Source organism: Lutibacter sp. TH_r2, from assembly GCF_033101135.1.
GTDB lineage: Bacteria > Bacteroidota > Bacteroidia > Flavobacteriales > Flavobacteriaceae > Lutibacter.
This window is the reverse complement of sequence record NZ_JAWMPV010000001.1, coordinates 525,018-545,827: the sequence shown is the minus strand read 5'-3', so window position 1 is coordinate 545,827 and position 20,810 is coordinate 525,018. Positions and strand designations below refer to the sequence as shown.

General features: G+C 28.5%; 15 protein-coding genes. 8 read left to right on the top strand and 7 right to left on the bottom strand.

The window, feature by feature from the left end; genetic code table 11:
- Positions 1-2 precede the first annotated feature (2 nt).
- Positions 3-563 (bottom strand): hypothetical protein, encoded by a 561-nt coding sequence (locus R3X25_RS02140; RefSeq protein WP_317671382.1) that lies wholly within the window; start codon positions 561-563, stop codon positions 3-5.
- A 494-nt stretch (positions 564-1,057) separates the two neighbouring features.
- Between R3X25_RS02140 and R3X25_RS02135 the strand changes: the two genes are divergently transcribed.
- From R3X25_RS02135 to R3X25_RS02125, 3 genes are all read left to right on the top strand, one after another.
- Positions 1,058-2,473: an alkaline phosphatase gene (locus R3X25_RS02135; protein WP_317671381.1), complete on the top strand. Its 1,416-nt coding sequence runs from the start codon at positions 1,058-1,060 to the stop codon at positions 2,471-2,473.
- A gap of 79 nt (positions 2,474-2,552) precedes the next feature.
- Positions 2,553-3,044, top strand: a complete 492-nt coding sequence (gene tsaA, locus R3X25_RS02130; protein WP_317671380.1) for a tRNA (N6-threonylcarbamoyladenosine(37)-N6)-methyltransferase TrmO — start codon at positions 2,553-2,555, stop codon at positions 3,042-3,044.
- Positions 3,045-3,050: 6 nt separating this feature from the next.
- Positions 3,051-5,123 carry a hypothetical protein gene (locus tag R3X25_RS02125; protein WP_317671379.1) on the top strand — a complete coding sequence of 691 codons (2,073 nt, stop codon included), beginning with the start codon at positions 3,051-3,053 and terminating at the stop codon, positions 5,121-5,123.
- A gap of 161 nt (positions 5,124-5,284) precedes the next feature.
- Here the strand turns inward: R3X25_RS02125 and R3X25_RS02120 are convergent, their stop codons facing one another.
- The 4 genes from R3X25_RS02120 to R3X25_RS02105 all read right to left on the bottom strand — a co-directional run bounded on the left by R3X25_RS02120 (position 5,285) and on the right by R3X25_RS02105 (position 7,844).
- Positions 5,285-6,304, bottom strand: coding sequence for a TQO small subunit DoxD (locus R3X25_RS02120; RefSeq protein ID WP_317671378.1), 1,020 nt, complete (start codon positions 6,302-6,304; stop codon positions 5,285-5,287).
- Positions 6,305-6,375: 71 nt separating this feature from the next.
- A complete protein-coding gene (locus R3X25_RS02115) occupies positions 6,376-6,747 on the bottom strand; it encodes a hypothetical protein (protein ID WP_317671377.1) in 372 nt (123 codons plus the stop codon).
- A 113-nt stretch (positions 6,748-6,860) separates the two neighbouring features.
- Positions 6,861-7,415, bottom strand: a complete 555-nt coding sequence (locus tag R3X25_RS02110; protein WP_317671376.1) for a hypothetical protein — start codon at positions 7,413-7,415, stop codon at positions 6,861-6,863.
- A 3-nt stretch (positions 7,416-7,418) separates the two neighbouring features.
- Positions 7,419-7,844: a hypothetical protein gene (locus tag R3X25_RS02105; protein ID WP_317671375.1), complete on the bottom strand. Its 426-nt coding sequence runs from the start codon at positions 7,842-7,844 to the stop codon at positions 7,419-7,421.
- A 374-nt stretch (positions 7,845-8,218) separates the two neighbouring features.
- Here R3X25_RS02105 and R3X25_RS02100 point away from each other — a divergent pair, with 374 nt between their 5' ends.
- Complete coding sequence (locus R3X25_RS02100) at positions 8,219-8,653, top strand: DUF1847 domain-containing protein (RefSeq protein ID WP_317671374.1); 435 nt, start codon at positions 8,219-8,221, stop codon at positions 8,651-8,653.
- A 57-nt stretch (positions 8,654-8,710) separates the two neighbouring features.
- Here the strand turns inward: R3X25_RS02100 and R3X25_RS02095 are convergent, their stop codons facing one another.
- On the bottom strand, positions 8,711-9,505 hold the full coding sequence (locus R3X25_RS02095; protein WP_317671373.1) for an EFR1 family ferrodoxin: 795 nt from the start codon (positions 9,503-9,505) through the stop codon (positions 8,711-8,713).
- 241 nt (positions 9,506-9,746) lie between these two features.
- On the opposite strand from R3X25_RS02095, the gene yccS reads away from it, so the two are divergent.
- Positions 9,747-11,876 (top strand): YccS family putative transporter, encoded by a 2,130-nt coding sequence (gene yccS / locus R3X25_RS02090; RefSeq protein ID WP_317671372.1) that lies wholly within the window; start codon positions 9,747-9,749, stop codon positions 11,874-11,876.
- A 31-nt stretch (positions 11,877-11,907) separates the two neighbouring features.
- Here yccS and R3X25_RS02085 read toward each other — a convergent pair whose 3' ends face one another.
- Complete coding sequence (locus R3X25_RS02085) at positions 11,908-12,912, bottom strand: sugar kinase (protein ID WP_317671371.1); 1,005 nt, start codon at positions 12,910-12,912, stop codon at positions 11,908-11,910.
- 154 nt (positions 12,913-13,066) lie between these two features.
- On the opposite strand from R3X25_RS02085, the gene R3X25_RS02080 reads away from it, so the two are divergent.
- From R3X25_RS02080 to R3X25_RS02070, 3 genes are all read left to right on the top strand, one after another.
- Positions 13,067-15,874, top strand: a complete 2,808-nt coding sequence (locus R3X25_RS02080) for a triple tyrosine motif-containing protein (protein WP_317671370.1) — start codon at positions 13,067-13,069, stop codon at positions 15,872-15,874.
- Positions 15,875-16,152: 278 nt separating this feature from the next.
- A complete protein-coding gene (locus tag R3X25_RS02075) occupies positions 16,153-19,296 on the top strand; it encodes a TonB-dependent receptor (RefSeq protein ID WP_317671369.1) in 3,144 nt (1,047 codons plus the stop codon).
- Between the two features lie 20 nt (positions 19,297-19,316).
- Positions 19,317-20,810 carry a RagB/SusD family nutrient uptake outer membrane protein gene (locus R3X25_RS02070; protein ID WP_317671368.1) on the top strand — a complete coding sequence of 498 codons (1,494 nt, stop codon included), beginning with the start codon at positions 19,317-19,319 and terminating at the stop codon, positions 20,808-20,810.

Here is a 20,810-nt window from a genome sequence, read left to right as displayed (position 1 = left end):
TTTTAAGTTGTTAATTTATTTAGTTTAACATACTTTTTTACTTTCGGAATTTTTAAATAATATTCTTCATTTAAATAATTACATATTTGACTAGAGTTAATTTCAGTCAATCTTTCTAATAGTTCTATTTCCTCTTTTTTAGTTAATTTTTCTGAACTAATAAATTCAAAAAGACTAGCAACAAGTATTTGCTCAATAGTAACATTATTTTCTATTTTTATTTGTTCTATAATTTTTTCAATTCCAGGTTTTAGAATATTTATATTAATGTCTGTAATTTCGAACTCCATAAAATCACATAAAATTTTAGAAGCAAATTCTCTTGTTTTTTTATTTGAAGATTGAATGTCTCTTATTAAACGATTGTAAAAATCTTTAGTAGAAACTTTATTTTCAATGGAAATATGCTCTTTAGTTATTCTTTCAATTTTACATTCAGTATCAAAACTTACAGTATATTTTTCAATCATATTTTCAGAACACCAACCATTTAATTCTAGAATAATCCCAGTTTTTTTTGAATTTAGTAATTGAAATTTATGACCAATAAATGTTTTTTTCATAGTTTTTTTAAATTATTAGTAAAGGCCTATAATTATATTTTTGTTGAAATATTAGGAAGAATATTCAAATTTATAGAAAGAATATATGACTTTAACCAACCCTAGAAATTAATTACTTATATTAGTTATTGTAATTATTTATGCCAATTATAATTATAAATGATGTTTTAAATGGATTTATTCAAATTGTTCCCAGAAATAATGCAATAAATTTGTTTTTATTTTTTTGATTGATATCTAATATTTATACTTTTTGTTTCATGTATTTTAATTTTGTTTATTTACCAAAAACAAGTAGTAGGCTTTAACAATCAACAGTTTGTTTTACATTATAGTTCATTTAAATTCTATTTTTTAAATAGTTATATATTTATATTTAAAATTTAAAATAGTTTTAGAAGTAAGTTTAAAGGTTTTTTTAAGCAACATAGAACACATAAATTAATTGAAAATAAGGTATATTTGGGCTGTTTTTTTATATAAAATGATAATTTATGAATAGAAGAAATTTTTTTAGAAACGGATCTCTTTTTGCACTTGGGACATCATTATTAAATCCTTTTGATTTAGGTGCAACAACATTAGATCTTGATACTATAAATAAAAATAAAAAGGCAAAAAATATAATTATTTTAGTAAGTGACGGTATGAGTATCGGAACTTTAAATATGGCTGATTTGTATCTTTCAAGAAAAACAGGAGAAGGAAGTAATTGGCTTCAGTTATATAAAGAGAATAAAGTGAGTAGAGCCTTAATGGATATGGCTTCTGCAAGTTCTATAGTTACAGATTCTGCAGCCGCAAGTTCTTCTTGGGGAGGTGGTTTTAGAATAAAAAACGGAGGGATAAATATTGGAACTAAAGGTGAGGAATATTTACCAATTTGGCAAAAATTTAAAAAAGCTGGTAAAATGGCTGGTTGTGTAACTACTGTGCCTATAACACATGCAACTCCTGCTGGTTTTTGTGTAAATAGTAAAAGTAGAAATGATCAAGAAGGTATTGCTAAAAAATATTTAGCGCAAAAATTTGATGTGATGATGGGTGGTGGTGATAACTATTTTTCTGCAGATTCTAGAAAGGATAAGGTAGATATGTACCAAAAATTTGAAGAAGGAGGTTATCAAGTAGTAAAAACTAGAGATGAAATGTTAGAAGCAACCAATAAAAAACCAATTTTAGGTGTTTTTTATGCTAATGGATTGCCTTATACAGCCGATAGAAATAGTAGTAAAGAGCTTACTGAAAAAATACCAACATTAGGGGAAATGACACAGAAAGCTATTGACTGTATGAAAAACAATGAGGAAGGTTTTGTGTTACAAGTAGAAGCAGGGAAAGTAGATTGGGCAGCACACGGTAATGATATTGCAGGTTTAATTTACGACCAAACAGCACATGATGAAGCTGTTAAAGTAGCCATCGATTTTGCAGAAAAAGATAAAGATACACTTGTTATAATTACTACAGATCACGGTAATGCAAATCCGGGAGTTATTTACGGAAAAGAAGCTAACAAACAATTTGATAGTATTCAAAATTATAAACATACCAACGATTGGATTTTAAACGGTTTTGGAAAAGAAACTTCAATTTCTCAAGTTAAAGAGCGAATTGAATATGCTAATAATTTTGCAGTAACAAGCGAAGAAGCTAAATTACTTATAGCATATTATACTTCTATTAAAGCTGAAGAAGGTCTATATAACTACAAACATTTACCATTTAAAGCATTAGCTCAAATTCAAAAAGAACGTAATTCTGTTGGGTGGATTAGTATGCAACATTCAGCCGATTATGTGGAGTTGGCTATGTTTGGTCCAGGAAGTGATTTGTTAAAACCTTTTATTAAAAACACAGACCTACATTATTTAATGTTAGAAGCAGCTGAAGTTGAAAATAACTATTAATTTTTGTTAGAATAGTAACAATTAAAAAATAGCTAAAAAAAGAATCGTTAAAAATAAAAATGGTTTTATAATATTAAAAATGCAATCGGAACAAATAACCATAACACCAATTGGAATAATTCATACCCCATTTAATACAATTAAAGGTATGCCTATTCAACCACTTGCTTCAAAAGGTGTTAAAGGTTTTATAGAATTGTTTCCAGAATATATAGAAGGATTAACTGATTTAAAGGAATTTTCACATATTACACTTCTGTATCATTTACATAAAATAAAGGATTACGAATTAATGGTGAAACCTTTTATGGATACTAAAGAACATGGTATATTTGCCACTAAATCACCCAAACGCCCAAATGCAATTGGATTCTCAACAGTTAAGCTTTTAAGTATTGAAAATAATATTATACATATAGAAATGGTTGATATGCTAAATGGAACGCCATTAATTGATATAAAACCGTTTTTTGCAAAGTTTGACAATAGAACTAACACTAAATCAGGATGGTTAGACAACCAATTAAATATTCCTATAAAAGAACTTCGTTCTGATGAACGTTTTAATTAAATACGTATGAAAAATAATATACTTATTGAAGATCAATATAAAAGAACAAGTTTGTTTGAAAAAGAAAACGTGAATTATCTTGTTCGCGTTTTAAAAAGATTTAATACCGTACCTAAAATCAACAACATAAATATTATTACTTCGGTTAGTGAGCCTAAAGTATTTAAAATTGTACCCAATAAATCTATAGTTATTGGTTCGTTATTTTTAATGGAACCAGTTTTAGCATTGGTTTATTTAAGATACGGTATCGAATGGCAACTATGGTACAAAGCTTTAAGTGCAGACAAAAAAGATACTATTTTATGTGATATAGCGGCGCTTAAAGTAACTAGAATATTTTATGAGTTATTACCTAAAAACGATAAAGAAAAATTAGAATCTATTAACGATTTTTTCATTAATTTAATTAAAAGTGATGAAGATTTAAATGCAGAATTATTATTAAAATATGAAGAGTTACAAAATTTTCATGGATTAAAAAACAACAATAAAGTATTTAAAGAATCTTGGAAACCAATACTTGAAAATTTAGCGAAACCAACAGAATATTTATTAATGGATGGTGGTGATTTAAGATTGAATATTGATGAAATTAATTTATTAAATAAATACGGTTGCCGACCATTTCCAAGACCTGAAGCATTTACTTTTGCATCATCTACAGCAACAAGTGTATCTAATTTTGCTTTTGATAAAACAGATAAAGTTAGAAGTATATTAATAAGAAATAGCTTAAAAAATGGATTTAAAAAAGCAACCATTGAGTTTTCTGAATTGCTGAAAAATAATCTTAAAAATATATTTAAATTAAAGGATGAGTGTCAAATAATTTTTTCACCATCGGGAACAGATTCTGCACTTCAAATAGCAGCTATTACTCAAATTATTACCAAAAAAGATATTACACATGTGTTAGTAGCTTCAGACGAATCTGGTAGTGGTGTGCCTGCAGCTTTAAAAGGTTGTCATTTTGAAAAAAATACAGCTTTAAACTATCCAGTTAAAAAAGGAGATAGAATAGAAGGTTTTAGAGATGTAGATGTAATTAAAATTATTTTAAGAGATGAAAATGGGGATTTAAAAACTACTGAAGAAGTTGATGAAGAAGTATTTAGCGCAATAGCTAAAACTAATGAGTTGGGTAGACAAGTGGTGTTACATACTATGGATCAATCTAAACTAGGTTACCAAGCTCCTAGTGATATGCTTATTAAAAAACTAAATACACTTAATAATTTATCCATGCAAATAATAGTGGATGCAGCACAACTTCGATTAGATCCTGCTGATATTCAAAATTATTTAAACAAAGGTTATATTGTTACTATAACAGGAAGTAAATACTTTACAGGTCCTCCATATTCAGGTGCCTTAATTTTACCAGAAAGTGTAAGTAAATCAATTCATTCCGTAAAAAGTACATTGCCAGAAGGTATAAATTACTATTATAATAATTCAGATTGGCCAACATCATGGTTTTGTTCAACTAATTTATCTGAAGGCTATAATTACGGTTCATATATGCGATGGAATGCAGCTATTGTTGAAATGGATAGATATTTTAAAACCCCTATTTTATATAGAAATATGGGTATTGAAATGTTCTGTAATTTTGTTGAAGATTCTATAAACGAAGCTGATTTTTTAGAGCCAGCTTTTGGTGATGAAACAAAAATAAAGAGCTATAATAGTAAAGAGTTTGGCTTAAGAAACATTCGTACAATTTTCCCTTTCTTCATTAAAAATAATAAAGAAGTATTATCGGTTGAAAAAGTAAAACAACTGTATGTTTTATTAAACTCTGATTTGTCGGAGCAATTCGAAGGTTCTTCATTAGAAATTATTAGGCTTGCCGCTCAAAAATGTCACATTGGACAAGCAGTTAATGTAAAATACGAGAACGGTGTTCAAAGTGCTATTTTAAGAATTAGTTTAGGTGCAAGAGTTATTTCAGAAAGTTGGGTAAATAGAGATATTAGTCTTTATTTTAGAAATATAGAATTACAAATGAATCAAATTACTGTTATTATTAAAAAAATAGAGTTAATTCTTAATAATCCAGAGTTGTTAGATTAAATAAAAGGTTATAAAAATAGGGTGTTATTTGTGTTTAGCAATTAGCACGCTAGATTTTAAAGGTATTTTTAGTAGTTATCTTTATTTATATAAAAGAAATAGCAGCAAAGAACTTACAAATACGTTATATTCTTTGCTGCTATTTTTTTAGTTTATAATTTCTATTTCTTTAAAATTTTGTGTTGCCAATATGCACCGCTAATGTCAGTCATTTTTAATGTATATGTTCCATTAGTTAAATTAGTGAAAATTTCATTTTTAAAACTTAATTTAGCCTTTGCACCTAAAGGTATAATTAAACTGTGTTTTCCAGGTTTTATTTTAGCTACGTAATAGTTTGAAATATTTTTTTTATTAAAAGTTGCTAAATCTTCTTGTGTATATTCAAAAATTATATTGTTTTCACTGTCAGATAATTGAATGTTTATAAGCCATGAACCATAAACATCTACACCTTCGGTTCTAAACACATCAAAAGATAATGTGTTGTTGTTAATTTTACCTTCGGTAATTTCTAATTTTGGTTTTACAGATTTGTTATGAAGTGTTCCCCATAAACCACCATGAAATACTTGGTTAGTTATTAAAGTTATTCCAAAAATAAATAATGAACCGATTAATACAATTTTTGGAAAAATAGTTTCCTTAATGGGCAAAATACCTGAACCTATCCAATTAAACCATTTCTTTTTAGTGAAACCATAATGGTGTTTTATTAAATAATTATCTATAGAATATTTCCCACTACCTGTTAAAAATAATACAAAACCTGAAGCGAGACCTAAAACTCCTATTTGCCATTCATCTAAACATGTTGTGCCAATCCAGCCAGAGCCTAATAGTATACTCATTGCTAAACCAAAAACACTTAAACCCATAAGTCTAGTGAATAAACCAAACATTATAAATAAGCCAATAACGCCTTCTATAATGGTGAAAATTACCATGTTTAGCCAAAGTACATCTGGGTTTTCAACTAAATATTGAATTATTGGTTTTATGCCTAAAGCATTGGGTAAAAAGTGATTAAACTTTTCGCCAATATAGCCTGCAGCATCTGGGTCTAATTTATTGGCTAATGCGGTTCTTCTCCAAAAGGCTGAAAAATAGGTCCAACCTACAACTAATCTTAACGCTAGAGCTAAAAGCCCAGCATCGTTTTTTATACTAATATGTTTCATTTATAATTATCTATAATTTATAAAATTCCAGTTTATTATTTCTGGATACTGTTACTTTTAGAAAAAGCGAATTATAAATAATTTTTAAAGTTTTGGTATAAAATGTAAAGTGGAATTTTAGAAGATGTACAACTTCTATTTACAGGTAATTGCAAAAAATTAATACAATACACTACTGCACCAAAAGTTAACTTATAATTTGGTGTAATTATTGGTGATTGTTGAAAGAGTTTTTTTGTTTTAACTATAGTTTTGGTTACTATTTCTAGATTGTTACATTTAGAGTTGTTGAAAGTAGTTTTACTTTTATTACTAACTTCAGTTTGTGGAAGATTAAGGTTTTCTTGTATATAATTACGAACCTTACAAGGAGAAAGTAGTAGTAGTAATCCTAAAATAGGAATTAGTGTATATATTACTTTTGTATTCTTTTTTACTTTCACAATGCGAAAATATCAAAAGTTAACTAGTAGTATGTTATTTTTTTCTTAAATAAAGCTAACATTTTTAATAAAAGTAAGTGAAATAGATATGTAATTAAATTTTTATCCTTTTTCTATTCAACCTGTTTTTTTATTAATCCATTGTACTTGGGTTTATCAAAGGTATTTATTAGTTTTTCTGTAATTATTCCTTGAAATACAGAAAAAATAATCATTACAATTAGTAATGTAATAGCGTAAACCCAACCAAAATATAATAATAAAACAGGCAACCATTGTAGTTTAACTCCACGGTTGTAAAGAAATGTAACAATAAATTTATCCTTCACTCCTTTTTGTTGTAAATCTTTTAATAACGGATACCAAACATAAATTGATCCCATTGAAACTATACCAGCTAAAATAGAGATTATCCAACCTTTTAGGCCAGCATCATCTCCCATGTGTTTTCTTAACTTTTCGTTATTAATATATAAATTGGTAAGAACCATTATAATATAAATAATTAGAAATATGGGTGCTATCTGACCTAACAGCTTAATAAATGATATTAAAATTGGTAATGATTTTTCTGGAGCATACCATGAAACAAATCCATAAATTAATACTACTAAACTTAAAAAGTACCACTTTTTAGAAGAATCCTTTTGTTTTTTATTTTTTTTCATAAGCTATATAGAGTTAACTATTAAAACCGTAATAATAGCAACAACTATTGCCATGAAAAAAGCAGAAATATTTCTAAATAAAGCAAATCGTTTTCCTAAAAACAGAGCTTCAGCAGGCGATTGAAATATACCTACGGTAACCCAAGCTACTAAAAACGTTGTTACTGCAACTAAACTAATTCCACTTTTTAGCAATTCGTTACCAATAATATATCCAGTAATTGGGTTGCCCATTAAAAAACTTCCTAATAGATCTCCAATTAAAGCATCTAAAAATAAGTTTCCTTTAAACAGTTTTTGGTAAAATGATTTTGGAACTACGTTAGTAATAATACTCACTAAAAACAACATACTAAATATAATAGGTAATGTTTTTACAATGTTTTTAAACGCAATTTTATTAGATTTCTTAAGTTTTACTAGATTCATTTGTTATAAAAAAAGAAGTACTAAAAGGTTTATTTTTTTATTGAAATTTGAAGTATGTAAAGTTACAATGTTTTGGTGTAAAACATAGGAAAGTAGTTAAGAATTATAAGTGTTGTTATGTAACTTTTGTTAATACTTGTATTGTAAACTATTGTTATTTTTGTGCTCTAATTAACTTTTTTGATAAAATAGAAATATTATTTATTCTTTAAATAAGAATGCTCTTAACAAAATCTATTTCTTTATTATAAAATATAAATACAAATCAAGTTTTTCAATATAGAAACTATTAAAATAGTACAATTAATTTTGTATGTAATAAAACACTATAAATAAATATGGATAATTTATACACAGATGAATATCGTAAAATAATGGAAACCAATCTCGATTATACCAGCATGAGTTCAAACCGTATCGAAGAGATTAAGAATTTTGCGCAGGGTATTAATTTTGAGCGAATAGGAATTGCACATTGCATTACTTTTTCACGAGAAGCCGAAATATTGAAGCAATATTTTTCAAAATATTTCGATGTTTATACGGTTGGGTGCAAGCATGGAAAAATGAAAAAGGGAGCTCTTATGGGAGGAACTAGTGGGCGTGTATTATGCAATCCGGCAGGACAAGCTGATTATTTAAATAAAAAAGGTTCACAGTTAAATATTTCAATGGGATTATGCGTTGGTCACGATATGATATTTAGTAAAGCATCAGATGGTTTAGTTACAAATTTATTTGATAAAGATTTTACAAATAACAATAACCCAGAGCAAGCAATGGCTGAAATTTATTCACAAACTAGGTAGATTTTAGTTGTATTAAAAAACCTGTATAAGTTATTTAACTATTGAAAAGCGTTGTAACTACATAAAAAATACAGGTTCTTTTCTTGTTGAAAAATTTTGATACAATCTATTTTGAATTGTATTTATGGTTGAATTAGAAAATATGCGTGCTTCGTGTGGGCAATACTTAACACAAGCACAGCACCAAGTACATAATTCTCCATTTGTAATAACAGTATCTTCAATTGTTATGGCATTTGTTGGGCAAACATCAACACAAGTTCCACATTGGTTACAAATAGCATTATTTGTTTCAGGATATAAAGTTACGGGTAATTGGTTACGTTCTTTATAAGGAAAGTTTCCTGGAATTACTACTTCTGAAAGCTTATTTAGATTTTTATTTCTTTTTAGTTTTGAAGTTATTTTTTTAGCAAAATTCTTACACGTTTCTAAATCTTTTGCGTCTGGTCTGTCTTTAGCTACAGGTTTTTCATCTGTTGAGTATGAGTGTTCTCCAATAAATACAGCTCCAGCAACTACTTTAAATCCACAATCACTTGTAATTTGTTTGAGTTCTAAAAGCGCATCATCAAAATCTCTATTACCATAAACAACTACAATTACAACAGGAGATTGATTGGATTTTAATTTTTTTAAGTTCTCTAAAGCTGCCAAAGGTAATCGGCCACCATATACCGGTAATCCAATTATAGTAAGGCTATTATTACTTGTTTCAGTTTGTAAATTGAAATTATTTTCAGCTAGATTATTTTCGGCAATAAGTTTTAATCCCGTGTTTTGACCAATTTCTCTAACTATTTTTTGTGTTGTTCCTGTTGGTGAATAATATACCAAGCTTAAAGTTTCCATTCTTTAACTTCTTAAGTTAATAATTATAGTTCCTATATGAACTTAAATTTATAGCAATAAATAAAAGTTTAAAATTAACTTTTTTTATTATAAAACCATAAAAAACACTAGTGAATTAAACACATTTTACCATTTAGTTACTTTTATTTTTTTGATAAATCAATTTATATAATAAAGTGTTTTTATTAATTCTAATGTTTACTTTTGCTGTGCAATTGTTTACTTAAAAACGAAATAACTTTTGTTCTATTTAAAACAAATAACTTGGTATAAATCCTTTAGAAACAACTTTTTAATTAACCCAAATAGATTATTAGCTTTTAAAGCTACAATTGTAATTGGTTTTTTGGTTATTTTAATGTTGAGTATTGGGTTGCCATTTTATGCGGTAACTTTAGGTTTGGGTGCATTAGCTGGTGCGCTTTCTGAAACTGACGATCATCCAAATGGGCGTTTGAAATCTATGGCTTTAAAAGTAGTAAGTTTTGCTATTTCAAGTTTTTCAGTAGAGTTGCTACAACCTTATCCTGTATTATTGGCAATTGGGTTAGCAATTTCAACAATAGTTTTTATTTTAATTGGCGGTATTAGCGAGCGGTTTAGAGGAGTTACTTTTGGAGCTTTACTTGTTGGTATTTATACCATGATTGGAGTACAAATTAGTCCGGTTTGGTATCTTCAACCTATATTATTAACCTCTGGAGCCTTTATTTATGGAGTGTTTTCTTATATTTTATTACGAATAAAACCATACAGTTTGTTGGAAGAGCAATTGGCAAGAGGTTTTTCAGCACTTTCATTATACTTAAATGAAAAATCTAAATTATTTCCTAGTGATGCAAATGAGGAAAAAGAAATAAGAGCCAATTTAGCATTGTTAAATGTGCAAACAGTTGAAGCTTTAGATAAATGTAAAGAAGTGCTGAACAGTTATAGTGAATCGCTAAAAAATCAAAAACTACTAACTCCTTATTTACATTATTTTATGGTGTTGCAAAGTTTGCATGAAAGAGCAGCATCTAGCTACGAGCGTTACGATTTGTTGAGCTCTAATCCGTTAAGTAAAGAATTAATTGGTGGAATTAGGCAATTGTTACATGAACTTTCCCATGCTACACAAAATTTTGCAAAAAGTTTACTTACAGGTTGTTCTTATAAACATCCAATTGTTTTAGATTGGTTAGTTAAAACAATTGATAATTTATTGAAAAATAATGAGTTAGAAGCATCGCATCCTTTAAACTTATTGATTAGAAATTTAAAGCAATCTAATACAACAATAAAAAATATTTATCAGAATAATAATGCAAATTTATTACCTAAATTAGAAAGAGATAACCGAAATTATTTTGAAAGATTAAAAGCTCAATTGCATATAAATCATCCTAGATTTCGATATGCTTTGCGTTTAAGTATTTCTTTTTTAGTAGGGTATGCAGTTTCTGAATATTTTGAAGTAGCAAAAGGAGAATGGATTGTATTAACTATTTTATTTGTGCTACAGCCAAGCTATAGTGAAACAAGAAAGCGCTTATTACAAAGAATATTAGGAACATTTTTAGGAGTTGTTTTAGGGGTTTTAATTATTAGATTATTTACTTTTTATGGGCAAATTCTATTAATGATAGCTTCAGCATATTTATTTTTATTATGGATGAAAAAGCGTTATTCTGTTGGGGTAGTGTTTATAACTATTTTTGTGTTGTGTGCCTTTAATATAATTGCAAATAAAGGTGTAGATGTAATGGCGCCTCGTTTAATAGATACTTTAATAGGCGCATTAATTTCATTTTTAGTTGTGAGGTTTTTATGGCCAGAATGGCAATATAAAAAATTACCAAGTTTATTAAGTGAAGTAATACACAAAAACACTGCATATTTTAGAGCAATATTAAATGAGTATAAACAAGCTACAACCGATGATTTAGCATATAGAATTGCACGACGAGAAGCACATAGAGCAGATAACGCTTTGGTTATGGCTTGGCAAAATATGCAATTAGATCCTAAAAAGCAGCAACAATTAAAAAATACAGCTTTTACGTTAACGTATTTAAACCACGCGTTACTTTCCTATCTTTCCGCATTAGGAGCACATAGAACAACTCATCAAAATATAGAAACTTCACACTTGTTAACTTTTGAAAATCATATTTTAAAAGTTTTAGATAAAACATGCAATTGGTTAACTACACAAGATAATACCGATTTTGAAAATATTGAAGAAAGTTTAGAAGAAATTAGACAATATTTAGTTAATACTAAAGAACCCACCCAAATGCAAACTATTTTATTGTTTAATATTGCAGAGGTAACATTGCAAATATTAGAGCAAGCAAAACTATTTAAGCTTACAGTAAAATTTAATTAGGTATTACTTATAATACTTTTGAGAGTTGAATCTACCTTTTTATTTTTCCAGAAGTGTCTCCTTCCATTAAGTTTAGAACATTATCTAGTGAAACCATATTTACATCACCTTCAACAGTATGTTTTAGTGCACAAGCAGCTGAAGCAAAATTTAAAGCTTGTAAGTCATTATCACAATGTAATAATCCATAAATAAGACCTGCAGCAAAAGCATCTCCAGTTCCAACACGATCAATTACATGAGTTATATTAAACATTTCAGATTTAATATATTTTTCCCCATTCCACATTTTACCTTGTATTTGCTGATGAGAAGCGCTTATTGATTTTCTAGTTTTTCCTACAACTTTTTTTATTCTAGGGAAAGTGTCCATTAGTTGTTTGGCGGAATTTCGAAATTTTTTCCCATTTTCACCTAGTCCAAATAATTCATGAATACCACGACTACTGGTAATTACAATATCACAATTTTCTACAAATTCTGGCATAACTTCTTGCATGGTTTTTCCATATTTCCACATATTTTTTCTAGAATTAATATCTCCAGAAACAGTTACACCCATTTTATTTGCTGTTTTAATAGCGTCTAAACAACACATTGCTGCACCTTCTGAAATAGCAGGTGTAATTCCTGTCCAATGAAACCAATCAGCGCCCTCTAGAACTTCTTCCCAATTTACCATTTCAGGTTTTATTAAAGAAAAAGCAGAACCTTCTCTTTCATAAATTACTTCGCTTGGTCTATGAACAGCTCCTTTTTCTAGAAAATACTTTCCTAACATATTATCTCCATAAATAACATTTATAGTGCCTAACCAGTGCTTACGTAAAAATTGAGTAGCCGCTCTACCTAGTGCATTGTCTGGGAAACGAGTTACATGGGCAGCTTTCATGCCTAGATAACCACATGAAATAGCTACATTTGCTTCACCACCTCCATAAACAAGATCGAAAGATGTTGTTTGAGAAAATTTTGAATATCCAGGTGGAGATAAACGCATCATTACTTCACCAAATGTTATTAATTTTTTTGACATAATTTTTAGTTTTTAACTATAGAATGTTAAAGATAATAAATATGAGATAGATTGTAAATACTTATAAATTAAAATGAGTTGTTGTAAGGGCTGTATTGTGTTAATTATTTTAATAATTAATAAAATTGTAATTTTGTAGTTAAAATCCTATAATTTGAAACAATACAAGAAAATTACTTTTTTATTAATCTTGATTTCATTTATTGTTAGAGCTCAAGAATTACCTCCTTTGGTAAATTATTCGCCTAAAGATTATTCTGGAGAAAATCAAAATTGGGATATAGACCAATCATCTGATAATTATATTTATATAGCAAATAATAGAGGATTATTGGAATTTAATGGTGCAAATTGGAATATTTATCCTGTACCTAATAATTCAGTAATTAGGTCTGTTAAAGTTGTTGAAGATAAAGTTTTTATTGGATGCTACATGGATTTTGGATTTTGGAAAAGAGATGAGTATGGTAATTTAAATTTTACATCTATAATTTCTAAATTAAACATTCCTTTATTAGAAGATGAAACGTTTTGGAATATTTTACATTTTGAAACGTATGTTTTGTTTCAATCTTTAGATAGAATTTACATCTATAATTTACAAGACGAATCCTATACTATTATTGATGCGTTAACCAAACGAGCATTTATTTTTAATATTGGAAATTATATTTACTTTCAAAAATCAGACCAAGGCTTATTTAAAATTGAAAATGGAAAATCAGTCTTAATATCTAATCAAAATGTGGTAAAAACACAAGAATTAGTAGGTGGTTTTTTAGTTGATAAAACACCTTTATTTTTAACGGATAAAGGAGAGTTTTACTTTTTAAAAGGAAATAAATTTTCTAGATGGAATATAAGCTCTGATCTTATATTAAAATCAAAAAAAATATACAGTAGCGCTCAATTATCTGATGGTAGTTTAATATTAGGAACTATTTCAAATGGTGTTTATCATATTAGTGCTGAAGGAGATTTTATTAGAAGTATAAACAAAGAAAATGGCTTATTAAATAATACCGTATTAATTGTATTTGAAGATAACGATAAAAACATTTGGTTAGGATTAGATAATGGAATAAGTGTAATTAATTTAAATTCTACGTTTATTAGTATTTATAATGATACCAAAGGAGACATTGGGTCTGTTTATACGTCTATTATTTTTAAAGAAAATTTATATGTTGGGACAAATCAAGGTTTGTTTTACAAATCAATAAATTCTAATGGTGAGTTAAAACTTGTTAATGGTACAAAAGGGCAAGTATGGAGTTTGAGTAAAATTGATGAAACCTTATTTTGCGGTCATAATGGTGGAACATTTGTAATCGAAAATAATAAAGCAACAAAAGTTTCAGATTTTTCAGGTACTTGGGGTATAAAAAAAATAGCAAGTCAAAATAATTTATTACTTCAAGGAAATTATAATGGAATTAGCATTTTAGAAAAAAGTAATAATAAATGGAAGTTTAGAAATAAAATTGAAGGTTTTGATATTTCAAGTAGGTTTTTTGAATTTATTGATACTAATGAGTTAATGATAAACCACGAATATAAAGGTATTTTTAAACTAAAATTAAATAACACCTATACCAAGGTAATTAGTCAAAAAAAATATAAAAATTTAGGCGAAGAATCTAGTTTGGTTTTATATAATAATAAGTTATTACACGCTTCAAGTAGTGGTGTTTACCAATACAATAATTCAAAAAGTGGATTTGAAAAGGATACTGTTTTATCGTCATTGTTATATGATAAGAGTGATCCAATAGTAGGGAATTTAATTAAAGACAAAACCAATAAACTTTGGGGAATTTCCAATAGAAACATAGTTTGTATTACGTATGATGCTTTTAGTAATAAACCTAAAAGAATAAACATTCCTGTTCAAAAATCTTATAGATCCAGTAAGGTAATTTCAGGTTTTGAAAATTTAAATCATTTAGTAGGTGAAATATTTTTAATAGGGAACACAACTGGTTTTTCAACATTAAATTTAGACAAATTAAAAACTAAAAGTTATTCAGTTAATATAAATTCAATATATAAGCAAACACTCAATCATGAAAAACAGCAGTTGGCAATTAATCAAAATCACAATTTAAAAGCCAATTCAAACAATTTATATATTTCATATAGTGTAGCTGAATTCGACAAAAATATCGAAGTAAATTATCAATATAGGTTAAAAGGCATTTATAACGATTGGAGTGAATGGTCTGAAAAATCAAACATAGTATTTAATAACTTACCATTTGGAGATTACACTTTTGAAGTAAAAGCAAGAGTTGGTAATGAAATTTCAAATAACATAGCTTCATTCAATTTTAATATTGATAGACCATGGTATATGTCTAATTTAGCTATTGTTATATATGCAATTTTAGCATTTTTACTTTTTCTATTAATCCATACCTTATATAAAAGGCACTATACTAGACAAAAACAAAAACTAGTTGAAACAAAACAACGCGAATTTGCATTATCCCAGTTAGAAAGCGATAAAGTAATTATGAAGTTGAAAAACGAAAAGTTAAAAAATGAAGTTGAAAGTAAAACAAGAGAATTGTCATCTTCAGCAATGAATATTATTAAAAAGAATGAGCTTTTAAATACAATAAAAAAAGAATTACTAGCAATTAAAAACGATGCAGGTATAGCTCCCGTTATTAAAACAATTAACAAAAACTTATCTACAAATAGTGATTGGGAAATGTTTCAAGAAGCATTTAACAATGCAGATACAGACTTTCTAAAAAAAGTAAAGGATTTACACCCTAATCTTACTCCAAATGATTTAAGACTATGTGCATATCTTCGTTTAAATTTATCTTCTAAAGAAATAGCACCATTATTAAATATTTCAGCAAGAAGTGTTGAAATTAAACGTTACAGATTAAGAAAAAAAATGGATTTACAACACGAAAAGAGTCTTGTTGAGTATGTTTTAGATATTTAATGTACTGCTACAAAATAAAAAAACACCTATACAACACCTCAACATTTTAATAACTACAAGGTTTTAGTAATATTTTTTTAACAATCTTTTAAGGTTTATTTCGAACTTTAAAACACCCCTGAAAGACTTATAAACACTGTAAAGTATGCTTAATTAACCCTCAAGTGTGTAGAATTCACATTAAGTAATAACTACTGTTGTATGTTTTTTGTATAGGTATGTTTTATAAAACCAACGAATTTTAGAGTTAATTTTAACTAAACTTAATTATTCATTATATGAAATCATTTATTCTAACATTTATTCTAAGTTTTATGGGATTGTATGTAACAGCCCAAACTTATGAACTAAAAGGAACTGTAACTGATGTTTCTGGAACACCTTTACCAGGCGTAAGCATAGTTGTTAAAAATACAGCTAAAGGAGCATCTACGGATTTTGACGGGAATTTTGTAATTACTAATGTAGCGCAAGGAGAAACAATTGTTTTTTCATACATTGGTTTTGCAACTAAAGAAGTTCTAGTTGAAAACGCAAACATTTTAAATATCCAATTAACAGAAGACACTCAAAGTTTAGATGAGGTTGTTGTAATTGGTTATGGTACGCAAAAGGTTACAAAAGTATCTGGAGCTGTAGCAACAGTAAAAGCGGAATCAATTGAAAATTTGAAACCGTTAAGAGTTGAAGAAGCCCTTCAAGGTAGTGCTTCTGGAGTTTCTGTAATTCAAGGAGGAGCACCGGGTAGTAAACCAACGGTATTAGTACGTGGTATTCCATCTTTTTCAGGAGTAGATCCTGTTGTAATTATAGATGGTGTGCCTCAAACACTAGACGATTTAAATTCTATTAGTTCAGCTGATATTGAATCTTTAAATATTTTAAAAGATGCAGCATCAACAGCAATCTATGGTGTAAAAGGTGGTAACGGTGTTATAGTTGTAACTACTAAAGGAGGAAGAAATAATGAAAAAGCAGAATTTACTTTTAACACCTATACAGGTATGCAATCTGTTTATAAAAAAGTAGGAGTGTTAAATGCTACAGAATATGCTTCAATAATTAATGAAGGAAGCGTTGCTTCAGGTGGTGATTTAATTTTTTCTGATATCTCTAATTTAGGAGTTGGAACAGATTGGCAAGATGAAGTATTTGAAGATGCACCAGTTACTTCATATACCTTATCAGCTAGAGGTGGTTCAGATAAAATTGGATACTTTTTCTCTACAGGTTATTTAAGCCAAGGTGGTATTGTTGGAGGTGAAGATAAATCTAATTTTAACAGAACTAATTTTACTGCAAATTTAGATTTTCAATTAACACCTAAATTAAAATTTATTTTAAACTCTAGTTACGCAAATATTAAAAGTCAATCAGTAGCAGAAAATTCATTTAATTCAATTTTAGGGAATGCATTAAATTTTGATCCTACAGTTTCTGTATATAATAATGATCCAGATGACTTTGCAACATTCGGTTATAGTAATTTATTACTTTCTGAAATTTTTAATCCAGTTCAAAGATTAAATGATACTTACAATGAAAGTAATGGAGATAAATTTTACGGAAAATTTGAATTACAATACGAAATTTTAGACAACTTAAAAGTAACATCTCGTTTTGGTTATACAAAATGGAATCAAACAGGGAAAAGTTTCACCCCATTAGCTTACTACGGACCAAATAACGTATCAAGTGATTATTATGCAGATGGTACAGTTAAAACTCAAGAAATAGATAATGAAGATGGTACAACAACTACACTTCCTTTATTTCATAACAGTGTAACAGAAACAACAACTTCAAGTTTTAATTATACTTTTGAAACTTTTGCAAGTTATGGGTTTATGTTAAACGATATCCATAATTTTGATGTTGTTTTAGGTGTTTCAAGAAGTAAATCTACAGGAGATGGTTTTGGAACAACAAGACAAGACGTAAGAGATAATTCTTGGGAATGGGCTGATATTAGTGCAGCAACAGGTGTAAATACAAGTTTAAATACAGATGCTTATACAGGTTATAGTTACCAAAATTTAGAACGTAGAAACATGTCATTTTTTAGTAGAATAAATTACGATTATGATGACAAATATTTGGCATCATTCTCTGCTAGACGTGATGGTTCAATTGCATTTGGTGATGATAAAAAGTTTGCAAATTTCTATGCAGGTTCACTAGGTTGGGTAGTAACAGCTGAAGATTTCTTTGAGTCAGAAGCTATTAATTTCTTAAAAATTAGAGGTAGTTACGGTACTGTTGGTAACGAAAATGTAGATCCACAATATGTAAGTATAACAATTGGTGGTCCTAGTTATAATTCAACAGCAAATAGTAATGGATATACATTTGGTTCTGAATTTGTTTCTGGAGCAACTGTAAATTCTTTTAGTAATACTACTTTAAGTTGGGAAGAACAAACACAATACAATATTGGTTTTGATTTAACATTGTTAGACAATATATCTTTAACTGCAGATTATTTTAATAAATCTGTTGAAGGGTTATTATTTGTGGATGCACCACCATTATATGCTGGAACATCTGAACCAGTAACATCAAATATTGGTAGTACAGAAAGTAAAGGTTTCGATCTTACTTTAGGATATAAAAATAGTGGATCTAAAGATTTTAAATTCAACACTTCTATAACATTCACAACTTCACAAAATGAAGTTACTGAAACAAATAGTGATGGTAGTGCATTTGTATCTGGTGGTTCATACTTTAATGGACAAAGCCATGATGCAACTCGTTTTGAAAAAGGATATACACCTGGTTATTTTTATGGTTACCAAACCAATGGATTATTTCAAAATCAAGGTGAAATTGATGCACATGCATTACAAGAAGGTGCACAACCTGGAGATATTCGTTTTGTAGACTTTAATGAGGATGGAGTTATTAATGATGATGATAAAACACAAATTGGAGATCCATTTGCAGACTTTACTGTAGGTTGGAATTTAGGATTTAATTATAAAAATTTCGATTTGCAAATGTTTACATATGCTTCTGTAGGTAATGATATTTATAGAGCTTACGAGCGTAACGCACAATACACAAATAAATTTAGAAATATTTTAGATAGATGGACTGGTGAAGGAACTACAAATGATGCTAGTAATCCACGTTACTCTTTTGCAGATACAAATAGTAATATTAGACCATCTGATAGATATGTAGAAGATGGAAGTTTTGTTAAAATTAAAAGTTTAATACTTGGATATACTTTGCCAGAAGATTCAAGTACGTTCTTTAGTAAAGTACGTGTATATGCACAAGCAAAAAACTTGTTAACACTAACTGATTATACAGGTTACGACCCTGAAATTTCTGGAGGTATTTTAGATACAGGAGTAGATAGAGGATCTTATCCACAAGCTAGAACGTTTTTAGTTGGTTTAGACCTTAAATTTTAATAACCATAAAACAATACAGTATGAAAAATATAAAAAACAATATTGGATTAATCATCATACTTTCAATCTTTATCGGTTGTTCAGATGTAGTTGAATTCGATCCGCATGATGAGTATAATGTAACAGAGAATGATTATTTACAATCAGAAACTGATTACAGAACTATGGCAGTAAGCTGCTATACACCAACACAATGGTTAAACGGAGTAGTAGTTATAGGAGATTTAGCATCTGATAATGCAGTAGCAGGAGGAGAAAATGCTTCTGATGTTATTTCATTACAAAATATTGATGACTATGAAGTAGACCCTAATAATAGCACACTTGAAGATTTATACCTTTCAGCTTATGAAGGTGTTAATAGAACAAACTATTTAATCAAATATAAAGACGCTAACTTACAAGGTGAAACAATTGATTTTGATGGTAAAGAAGAACTTTATGGTGAAGTGTACTTTTTAAGAGCATATTACTATTTTCACTTAACTAGAATGTATGGAGATGTAGTTTTATTTACCGATCGTAAATTAGGTTTATCAGATTTTGGTACTTTGGAAAGATCTCCAAAAGAAGAAGTTTATGAGCAAATAGAAATTGATTTACTAGATGCTATAAGCGTTTTACCAACTTCAGCATATCAACAAGGTAGAGTTACTAAATATGCAGCACAAGCCTTATTAGGTAAGGTGTATCTATATCAAGAAAAATTTACAGAAGCTGCAGCAATGCTAGAAAATGTTGTAAATGGACCATTTACTTTAGTTTCAAATTTTGATGATATATTTTTGTTAGATGGTGAAAATGGACCAGAATCTATTTACGAAGTTCAATATTCAAACGGTCAACCATATTACAATTGGAGTGGACAAACTAGAGGACAAGGAAATTATGCCGTTCAACAATGTGGTGTAAGAGGGTTAAGTGGTTCAGCAGAAATGCCTTACAATGCAGGTTGGAGTACTAATTTACCAACACAAGATTTAGCAGCAGCGTATGAAGAAGGTGATCAAAGAAAAGATGCTACATGTTTTGATGTTGCAGCTTATGCAGCAGCGAATCCTAGTTTAAATGTTACATTTCAGGTAGCACCTTTTAAAAATACTGATTTGTATAATAAAAAATACTTACCAAGAAAAGGACAAACTAGTGGTCAAGTAGAATTAAATTATGAAAACAACCATCGTATAATTCGTTATTCTGATGTGTTATTAATGGCTGCTGAAGCTAACTTAAGATCAAACAATGTAAATCAAGCAAAAGCTCAAATTTATTTAGATAAAGTAAGAGATAGAGCATTTGGCGATGAAGACCATAGAGTAACAGCAACTGTGCAAGCAGTTTGGAATGAAAGACGTTTAGAACTTGCAATGGAAGGTGATCGATTTTTCGATTTAGTTAGAACAGGACAAGCAGCATCAGTTTTAAATGGATACAACGCAGCAACTAATGGACTGTTCCCAATTCCACAAAGCGAGGTAGAAGATTCAGGTTTATCTCAAAACGATGGATACTAA

Excerpts from the sequence above, each read along its gene's own strand:
- R3X25_RS02140 (WP_317671382.1), bottom strand. The coding sequence starts at position 563 with ATGAAAAAAACATTTATTGGTCATAAATTTCAATTACTAAATTCAAAA.
- R3X25_RS02135 (WP_317671381.1), top strand. The coding sequence starts at position 1,058 with ATGAATAGAAGAAATTTTTTTAGAAACGGATCTCTTTTTGCACTTGGG.
- tsaA (WP_317671380.1), top strand. The coding sequence starts at position 2,553 with ATGCAATCGGAACAAATAACCATAACACCAATTGGAATAATTCATACC.
- R3X25_RS02125 (WP_317671379.1), top strand. The coding sequence starts at position 3,051 with ATGAAAAATAATATACTTATTGAAGATCAATATAAAAGAACAAGTTTG.
- R3X25_RS02120 (WP_317671378.1), bottom strand. The coding sequence starts at position 6,304 with ATGAAACATATTAGTATAAAAAACGATGCTGGGCTTTTAGCTCTAGCG.
- R3X25_RS02110 (WP_317671376.1), bottom strand. The coding sequence starts at position 7,415 with ATGAAAAAAAATAAAAAACAAAAGGATTCTTCTAAAAAGTGGTACTTT.
- R3X25_RS02105 (WP_317671375.1), bottom strand. The coding sequence starts at position 7,844 with ATGAATCTAGTAAAACTTAAGAAATCTAATAAAATTGCGTTTAAAAAC.
- R3X25_RS02100 (WP_317671374.1), top strand. The coding sequence starts at position 8,219 with ATGGAAACCAATCTCGATTATACCAGCATGAGTTCAAACCGTATCGAA.
- R3X25_RS02095 (WP_317671373.1), bottom strand. The coding sequence starts at position 9,505 with ATGGAAACTTTAAGCTTGGTATATTATTCACCAACAGGAACAACACAA.
- R3X25_RS02085 (WP_317671371.1), bottom strand. The coding sequence starts at position 12,912 with ATGTCAAAAAAATTAATAACATTTGGTGAAGTAATGATGCGTTTATCT.
- R3X25_RS02075 (WP_317671369.1), top strand. The coding sequence starts at position 16,153 with ATGAAATCATTTATTCTAACATTTATTCTAAGTTTTATGGGATTGTAT.
- R3X25_RS02070 (WP_317671368.1), top strand. The coding sequence starts at position 19,317 with ATGAAAAATATAAAAAACAATATTGGATTAATCATCATACTTTCAATC.